At 73.9% G+C, this 8,599-nt stretch carries 8 protein-coding genes; 5 read left to right on the forward strand and 3 right to left on the reverse strand.

The features are described from left to right. Positions 1-189 (reverse strand): hypothetical protein (locus IE312_RS44010; protein ID WP_306419746.1); only part of this gene is annotated, 189 nt, incomplete at its 3' end. 52 nt (positions 190-241) lie between these two features. Then, on the reverse strand, positions 242-1,090 hold the full coding sequence (locus tag IE312_RS15930; RefSeq protein ID WP_189982248.1) for a DUF3109 family protein: 849 nt from the start codon (positions 1,088-1,090) through the stop codon (positions 242-244). 71 nt (positions 1,091-1,161) lie between these two features. On the opposite strand from IE312_RS15930, the gene IE312_RS15935 reads away from it, so the two are divergent. The 4 genes from IE312_RS15935 (at position 1,162) to ilvD (ending at position 5,678) form a co-directional block, all read left to right on the forward strand. Beyond that, a complete protein-coding gene (locus tag IE312_RS15935) occupies positions 1,162-2,094 on the forward strand; it encodes a Ppx/GppA family phosphatase (protein WP_189982250.1) in 933 nt (310 codons plus the stop codon). A gap of 127 nt (positions 2,095-2,221) precedes the next feature. Continuing rightward, positions 2,222-3,043, forward strand: a complete 822-nt coding sequence (locus IE312_RS15940) for a sugar phosphate isomerase/epimerase family protein (RefSeq protein WP_189982252.1) — start codon at positions 2,222-2,224, stop codon at positions 3,041-3,043. Beyond that, the gene (locus IE312_RS15945) at positions 3,040-3,729 is read left to right on the forward strand and encodes a TetR/AcrR family transcriptional regulator (protein WP_229899843.1); all 690 of its coding nucleotides are present in this window, start codon (positions 3,040-3,042) and stop codon (positions 3,727-3,729) included. The genes IE312_RS15940 and IE312_RS15945 overlap by 4 nt, the downstream gene beginning before the upstream one ends. 95 nt (positions 3,730-3,824) lie before the next feature. Then, positions 3,825-5,678 (forward strand): dihydroxy-acid dehydratase, encoded by a 1,854-nt coding sequence (gene ilvD / locus IE312_RS15950; RefSeq protein ID WP_189982254.1) that lies wholly within the window; start codon positions 3,825-3,827, stop codon positions 5,676-5,678. Between the two features lie 49 nt (positions 5,679-5,727). On the opposite strand, the gene IE312_RS15955 is transcribed toward ilvD, so the two are convergent. Next, positions 5,728-7,980, reverse strand: a complete 2,253-nt coding sequence (locus IE312_RS15955) for a protein kinase domain-containing protein (protein WP_189982256.1) — start codon at positions 7,978-7,980, stop codon at positions 5,728-5,730. Positions 7,981-8,130: 150 nt separating this feature from the next. Between IE312_RS15955 and IE312_RS15960 the strand changes: the two genes are divergently transcribed. Next, complete coding sequence (locus IE312_RS15960; RefSeq protein WP_189982258.1) at positions 8,131-8,448, forward strand: SH3 domain-containing protein; 318 nt, start codon at positions 8,131-8,133, stop codon at positions 8,446-8,448. Positions 8,449-8,599 lie beyond the last annotated feature (151 nt).

The raw sequence follows: 8,599 nt of genomic DNA on the forward strand, positions 1-8,599 counted from the left end.
GGCCCGCCCCACCCCCCGGCCGACCGCCACGGCGCCCTCGACCCCGCCGGCCCCGCCCCCGAGCGACCCGCCGACGACCCCGTCCCCGCCGCCCACGGACCCCACGACGCCGGGCACCCCCTCGCCCACCGACCCGGCGACCCCCACGCCGACCCCGAGCACCACGGACACCCCGAGCCCGTCGGACACGTGAACCCCGCCGCACACCCGCTCACCGCCGGGCGGGCGCCCCGCCCACGGGTCAGGGGGCGGGGTCGGCCGGGTGCGGGGCGACGAGGGGAAGCTGCGCGGCGAGGCGCTGCTCGCAGAGCTCGACCAGGCGGTCGTAGCCGGCCTTGCCCATCAGTTCCGTCAGTTCGGCCCGGTAGGACACGTACACCGGGTCACCCGCGCCGTGCGCCGACGTCGCCGAGGTGCACCACCAGTGCAGGTCGTGCCCGCCCGGCCCCCAGCCCCGGCGGTCGTACTCCCCGATGGACACCTGCAGCACGCGCGTGTCGTCCGGCCGGTCGATCCAGTCGTACGTCCGCCGGATCGGCAGCTGCCAGCACACGTCCGGCTTGGTCTCCAGCGGCTCGCGCCCCTCCTTCAGCGCCAGGATGTGCAGCGAGCAGCCCGCGCCGCCCGCGAACCCCGGCCGGTTCTGGAAGATGCAGGACCCCTGGAAGGGCCGCGTCTGCCGGGAGCCGTCCTCGTCCTCGGCGACCCACCCGCCGCGCACGCCCTCGTCGTGGTGCTGCCAGATCTCCGGCGTGAGCCGGGCCACGTGCCCGGCGACCCGCTTCTCGTCGTCCTCGTCGGAGAAGTGCGCCCCCAGCGTGCAGCACCCGTCGTCCGCGCGCCCTGCCTGAATGCCCTGGCAGCCACTGCCGAAGATGCAGTTCCAGCGAGAGGTCAGCCATGTCAGATCGCAGCGGAACACCTGCTCGTCGTCCGCCGGATCGGGAAATTCCACCCAGGCGCGGGCGAAGTCGAGCCCCTTCTCGTCGCTCATCCTCGCCTCCTCGGGAGTGCCGGCGGGCTTACGCCCTTTGCCCGCCTTGTCGACCTTGCCCGTGTTGCCGGCCTTCGCCTTTTTCGTCTTTGGCACCCGTCCAGGGTAAGTGGCCGGGTGCCGCTGCGGGGACCGAGCACGGGCGTTCTGGCAGTAGCGTTCCGTACATGAGACTCGGTGTCCTGGACGTGGGATCGAACACGGTGCATCTGCTGGTGGTGGACGCCCACCCCGGCGCGCGCCCGCTGCCCGCGCATTCGCACAAGGTCGAACTCCGGCTCGCCCAGCTCCTCGACGACAGCGGCGCCATCGGCGACGAAGGCATCGACAAGCTGATCGCCGTCGTCCAGGACGCGCTCCAGGCCGCCGAGGACAAGGGCGTCGAGGACCTGCTGCCGTTCGCGACCTCCGCCGTCCGCGAGGCCACCAACGCCGACGACGTCCTCGCGCGCGTGGCCCAGGAGACCGGCGTACGGCTCCAGGTGCTCGCCGGCGAGGAGGAGGCCCGGCTCACCTTCCTCGCCGTGCGCCGCTGGTTCGGCTGGTCCGCCGGGAAGCTGCTGGTCCTGGACATCGGCGGCGGCTCCCTGGAGATCGCCTACGGCATGGACGAGGAACCGGACGCGGCGGTCTCCCTGCCGCTCGGCGCCGGCCGCCTCACCGCCGGCTGGCTGCCCGGCGACCCGCCCGACCCGGAGGACGTCCGCGCCCTGCGCCGCCACGTCCGCGCCGAGATCGCCCGCACGGTCGGCGAGTTCAACCGCATCGGCGCCCCCGACCACGTGGTCGCCACCTCCAAGACCTTCAAGCAGCTGGCCCGCATCGCCGGCGCCGCCCGCAGCACCGAGGGCCTCTACGTCCAGCGCGAGCTCAAGCGCGAGTCCCTGGAGGCCTGGGTCCCGCGCCTGGCCGGCATGACGACCGAGCAGCGCACCGAACTCCCCGGCGTCTCGGACGGCAGGGCCGGCCAGCTCCTCGCCGGCGCCCTGGTCGCCGAGGGCGCGATGGACCTGTTCGGCGTGGAGAGCCTGGAGATATGCCCCTGGGCCCTGCGGGAGGGCGTGATCCTGCGGCGCCTGGACCACATGGGTTCGGACTAGCGTCCCGAAGGAGCGCGGGGAACTGCGCGACAAGCCACGAACGACCCGCAGCCGCCCGAATGGCAAACCTCACAACGGCGAACAGGCACCCGACACCCCGGCCTCCCGGCGCCGTAAGGTGACGGACGTGGCTGAACCAAGGGACGTGGACGTGCGCATCGCGCTCTCGACCGCCTCCGTCTACCCGGAGTCGACGGCGACGGCGTTCGAGATCGCCGCGCGCCTCGGTTACGACGGCGTCGAGGTCATGGTCTGGACCGACCCGGTCAGCCAGGACATCGAGGCGCTGCGCCGCCTGTCGGACTACCACGGCGTCCCGGTCCTGGCCGTCCACGCCCCCTGTCTGCTGATCACCCAGCGGGTCTGGTCCACCGACCCCTGGGTGAAGCTCCAGCGGGCCCGGGCGGCGGCCGAGAAGCTGGGCGCCTCCACCGTCGTCGTCCACCCGCCGTTCCGCTGGCAGCGGCAGTACGCCCGGGACTTCGTCGACGGGATATGGCGGATGGCGGACGAGACGGACGTACGGTTCGCCGTCGAGAACATGTACCCCTGGCGCTACCGCGACCGCGAGATGCTCGCCTACGCCCCCGACTGGGACGTCACCCACGACGACTACCGGCACTTCACGATCGACCTCAGCCACACGGCGACGGCCCGCAGCGACGCCCTGGACATGGCCGACCGCATGGGCGACCGGCTCGGGCACGTCCACCTCGCCGACGGCCGGGGCTCGGCCAAGGACGAGCACCTGGTCCCCGGCCGCGGCACCCAGCCCTGCGCCGAGCTGCTGGAACGCCTGGTGCACACCGGCTTCGACGGCCATGTCGTGATCGAGGTCAACACCCGGCGGGCGATGTCCGGCGCCGAGCGCGAGGCCGATCTCGCCGAGGCCCTGGAATTCACGCGCAAGCACCTGACCGCGGCGGCCGTGCGGGTGCCCCGCCGGTGACCGCGATCCCGCCCACGGACGACACCCCGCCCACGGGCGACACCGCGCCTGCGGGCGGGGCTGCGTCCACGGGCGACACCGCGTCCGGGCCCCCCGCCCGCCGCCGCGGCCGGCCCCCGCGGACCGAGTCCGCCGGCACCCGCGACCGGATCCTCACCGCCGCCCGCGAGGAGTTCTCCGCGCGCGGGTACGAGAAGACGTCCGTCCGCGGCATCGCCAAGGCCGCCGGCGTGGACTCCGCGCTCGTCCACCACTACTTCGGCACCAAGGAACAGGTCTTCGAGGCGGCCGTCGAGGTCGCCTTCGCCCCCGCGCTGAACGCCCCGGACGCGGCTGCCGAGGGCTCCCTGGACGGCATCGGCGAACGGCTGACCCGGTTCATCTTCGGCATCTGGGAGAACCCCACCACCCGCACCCCGCTGCTGGCGATCGTGCGCTCGGCCGTCAACAACGACACGGCCGCCGCCGTCTTCCGCCGGCTGGTCGCCGCTCAGCTGCTGCGCCGCATCGCCGCCCAGGTGGAGCTTCCGGACGCCGAGCTGCGCGCCGAGCTGGCGGCCGCCCAGCTCGTGGGGTGCGCCATGCTGCGGTACGTGATCAAGGTGGAGCCGCTGGCGTCGGCGGACCCCGAGCAGCTCATCGCCCGCCTCGCCCCCGTCGTTCAGGGTCACCTGACGTCCCCGTGAAACGGTCGTCCCGCGATGCGGACACCTTGTCCCGCCCACTGGATGACCGGCGTACGCTCGATAGCAGCCACACCCGTCTGAAGGAGCGAGCGACGATGCCCGAGCTGAGGTCCCGCACAGTCACCCACGGCCGCAACATGGCGGGCGCCCGCGCCCTGATGCGCGCCTCCGGTGTACCCGGTGCGGACATCGGGCGGAAGCCGATCATCGCCGTCGCGAACTCCTTCACCGAGTTCGTGCCGGGCCACACCCACCTCCAGCCGGTCGGCCGGATCGTCAGCGAGGCGATCAAGGAGGCCGGGGGCATCCCGCGCGAGTTCAACACGATCGCCGTGGACGACGGCATCGCCATGGGTCACGGCGGCATGCTGTACTCCCTGCCCTCCCGGGACCTGATCGCGGACTCGGTCGAGTACATGGTCGAGGCGCACTGCGCCGACGCCCTGGTCTGCATCTCCAACTGCGACAAGATCACCCCGGGCATGCTCATGGCGGCCCTGCGCCTGAACATCCCGACGGTGTTCGTCTCCGGCGGCCCCATGGAGTCCGGCCGCGCCACCCTCGTGGACGGCACGGTCCGCACCCTCGACCTGGTCGACGCGATCTCCGACGCCGTCAACGAGAAGATCTCCGACGAGGACATCCTCCGCATCGAGGAGAACGCCTGCCCGACCTGCGGCAGCTGTTCCGGCATGTTCACCGCCAACTCGATGAACTGCCTGACCGAGGCCATCGGCCTGTCCCTGCCCGGCAACGGCTCGGTCCTCGCCACCCACACCGCCCGCCGCGCCCTGTACGAGAACGCGGCCCGCACGGTCATGGACCTCACCCGCCGCTACTACGAGCAGGACGACGACACCGTCCTGCCCCGCAACATCGCGACCTTCCAGGCCTTCGAGAACGCCATGGCCCTGGACATCGCGATGGGCGGCTCCACCAACACGATCCTGCACCTGCTGGCCGCCGCCGAGGAGGCCGGCGTCCCGTTCGGCCTGGACCAGATCGACGCCGTCTCGCGCCGCGTGCCCTGCCTGGCGAAGGTGGCGCCCAACGTCGCCAAGAACCGCACCTACTACATGGAGGACGTGCACCGCGCCGGCGGCATCCCCGCCCTCCTCGGCGAACTGCACCGCGCCGGCCTGCTCAACGAGGACGTGCACGCCGTCCACAGCCCCTCCCTCTCCGACTGGCTGAAGACCTGGGACGTGCGCGGCGGCTCCCCGTCCCCGGAGGCGGTCGAGCTGTGGCACGCGGCCCCCGGATGCGTCCGGTCCGCCGAGGCCTTCTCCCAGTCCGAGCGCTGGGAGTCCCTGGACGACGACGCCGAGAACGGCTGCATCCGCTCCGCCGAGCACGCGTACTCCAAGGACGGCGGCCTCGCGGTGCTGCGCGGCAACCTCGCCGTCGACGGCTGCGTGGTCAAGACGGCCGGCGTGGACGAGTCGATCTGGACCTTCGAGGGTCCGGCCGTGGTCTGCGAGTCGCAGGAGGAGGCCGTCCAGCGGATCCTCACCCAGGAGGTCAAGGACGGCGACGTCGTCGTCATCCGCTACGAGGGCCCCAAGGGCGGCCCCGGCATGCAGGAGATGCTGTACCCGACCTCGTACCTGAAGGGCCGCGGGCTGGGCAAGACCTGCGCCCTGATCACCGACGGCCGCTTCTCCGGCGGCACCTCGGGCCTGTCCATCGGCCACGCCTCGCCCGAGGCGGCCTCCGGCGGCACCATCGCCCTGGTCCAGGACGGCGACCGGATCCGCATCGACATCCCGGGCCGCACCATCGAGCTGCTGGTCGACGAGGCCGAACTGGCCCGCCGCGCCGAGGCCCTGGACGGCGTCTACGCCCCGAAGAACCGCGACCGCAAGGTCTCCGCGGCCCTGCGCGCCTACGCGGCGATGGCGACGAGCGCCGACAGGGGCGCGGTGCGCGACGTGTCCCGGCTCGGCTGACCGGTCGCGGCAGGGGCCGCCTTGTGACGGGGGCGGCCCCTGCGTCCGGTCACCGTGGCGTGCCCCAGGCCGACGGGCTCCGGCCGTCCACGGCGAAGACCGTGCCGTCGGGCGCGGCGGCGAGGACGCGGTCGCCGACCGGCACCGGCGCGGGCGGGGCGCTCATGACCCGGGCGGAGTTCGCGCCCAGCCGGGCCGGCGTCTGCCCGACGAGCCGGCCCCTGCGGGCGTCCACGGCGAGCAGCCGGCCGTCGCTCGCGGTGACGTACACCCGCCCGTCCCGCACGACCGGCACCGAACCACGGCTCACCGACGTCTCCAGGTGCCACAGGTGCCGGCCCGACACCACGTCCACGGCGTCCAGCGAGCCGCCGGTGGCCAGCACGTAGGCGACGTTCCCCTGCACGGTGGCGTGGGCGCCGTCGAGCACGGCGGGCAGCGCCACGCGCCGGGTCGCGCCCGTCGCGGGGGTGTAGCGGACGATCTCCTCGGTGCCGTACGACCGGTCCAGGGCCAGGAGGAACACCGCGCCGTCCCGCGCGGCGAACGGCCTGAGCCAGCCCCGCAGCCGTACGTCCCCCCGCACCCGTCCGGTCTCCGCGTCGACGGCGGTCAGCCGCGTGCTCGTCCCGTCGGCGGACGTCCGCGTCACCCAGGCCGCCGGCTCGCCGGGGAACACCGCCAGGGCGGCCCCGCCCCGCCCGGGTACGGCACCGCGCCAGCGGGTGGCGCCGGTCGCGCCGTCCACCCCGGTGAGCGTGCCGTCGGCGCCCGCGAGCAGGGCCGTACCCCCGGCGTAGCGGACCGTCGTCCCCGCGGGCAGCCGACGCTGCCACACCTGCTCGCCGGTGGCCGGGTCGAGCCCCGCGAGCCGTGAGCCGCCGTCCGTGTACGGCTGCACCAGCCCGCCGGAGAGGGCCGGCGGCCCGCTCGCGGTCGCGGTGCCGACCGAGCGCCGCCACAGCAGCCCGCCGTCGTCCGGCGAGAGCGCGAAGACGGCGCCCGGGCGCGCGCAGAGCACCTTGCCCGCCCCGTACGCGCACTGCGGCATGCCCTCGCCGCCCGGCGCCGGCCGGGAGGTCCAGGTACCGACGGAAGCAGCCGTCAGCGCCGGCCCCCCGCTGCCCCTGGCTGCCTGATCGTTTCCGCCGGCCGCCCACACGGCCGTGAACACCCCGGCCAGCGCGAGCCCGAGGCCTCCGGCCGCCAGCACCGTGGCCCGTCCCCGACGAAGGCGCCACCGGGCGGCGCGGGAACGGGAGGGACCCGCGGACACGGGTTCCGGCGCGGACTCCGCCAGGGACTCGGGCGCGGAGTCCGGCGGGGACTCCGGCAGGGACTCCGCGGCGGATCGCGCGGCGGGCGGCGAGGCGGATCGCGATCCGGGCTCCGGTGCGGATTCCGGTGCGGATCCGGGCGCGCGCCCGTCCTCGTCCGCCCGCTGTGCCGGTATGAACGCCTGGGTGTCGTACGAGGCCGCCACCGAGCGCAGTTCCCGCATCAGCTCGTCCGGTGTGGGCCGCTCCGCGGGCTCCTTGGCGAGGCACCGCAGCACCAGCGGCGCGAGACCCTCCGGCACGCCCGCCAGGTCGGGCTCGTCATGGACCACCTGGTAGGCGACGACGTACGGGCTGTCGGAGTCGAACGGCCCGCGCCCCGTGGCCGCGTGCACCATGACCGAGCCGAGCGCGAAGATGTCCGCCGCCGGGCCCACCTCCCGGGGGCGCCGGAACTGCTCGGGCGCCATGAACGGCGGTGTGCCGATCAACTTGCCCGTCTCCGTGCGCAGTTCGCTGTCCTTCGGCCGGGAGATGCCGAAGTCGATGACCTTCGGACCGTCCTCGGCGAGCAGCACGTTGCTGGGTTTCAGATCCCGGTGCACGACCCCGACCCGGTGGATGTCCCGCAGCGCCTCGGCGAGCCCGGCCATCAGCCGGCGCAGCTGTCCGGGCGCCAGGGGGCCGTTCCGCTTCACCTGTTCGGAAAGGGTCGGACCGGGGATGAACAAGGTGGCCATCCAGGGCCGCCCGGCCTCCGGGTCGGCGTCCACGACGGGCGCCGTGAAGGCCCCGCTGACCCTGCGCGCGGCGGCCACCTCCTGCCGGAAACGGCCCCGGAACTCGGGATCCCGGGCGAACTCGGCGTGTACGACCTTCACCGCGAGCCGCATCCCCGAGGTGCTCCGGGCGAGGTGGACGATCCCCATGCCACCGGATCCCAGACAGGACTCCAGCCGGTAGTGACCGGCGTATGCGGGAAGCTCCGCTTCCGCGCCCGCTCCACCGTTGCGCTGTGGCGACATGGACCACCCCCGTGCTCTTCGTCCGCGCGCGCGACGCACGGAGCCTAGTCGATGACTCGTACGGGGCAGAGGCGGCTTGCTAGCGTCTGCGTACGCGTCGCGCACACGTCCTGCGCGCCGCGTTCCAGGCACACACGGGGGAGAACCTTCATGACAGTCGACCGCGCACAGGAGACCGAGGGCATCGGCGAGGGCACGGCGGTACAGGCGGCGGCAGCCGTCCGCACCTACGCCGTCGCCCCCGGCGTCCGGCTGAACGTCCGCAGCGGCCCGGGCACCCAGTACAACCTGGTCCGCGTCCTGCCGGAGGGCGTCCGGGTACCGATCTACTGCCAGACGCCCGGTACCACCGTGTCGGGCACCTACGGAACCACCAACATCTGGGACCTCATCGACAGCGGCGAGTACGTCTCCGACGCCTACGTCAGCACGGGCAGCGACGGCTACGTCGCCCCGCGCTGCGGCTGACCGCGCCCGTGACCCCAGCCGCGTCCCCGGGCGGGGCGGTCGGCAGCCGCCCCGCCCGGGAGCCCGGCGACGGCCGGAGCCATAATCGTCCCGTGAGCGACGAAACCGGCACCCCGGACACCACGGCGGGCTCCGCCGGCCGCGCGGCCCA

The organism is Streptomyces capoamus, from assembly GCF_014654935.1.
In the GTDB taxonomy this organism is placed as follows: Bacteria; Actinomycetota; Actinomycetes; order Streptomycetales; family Streptomycetaceae; genus Streptomyces; species Streptomyces capoamus.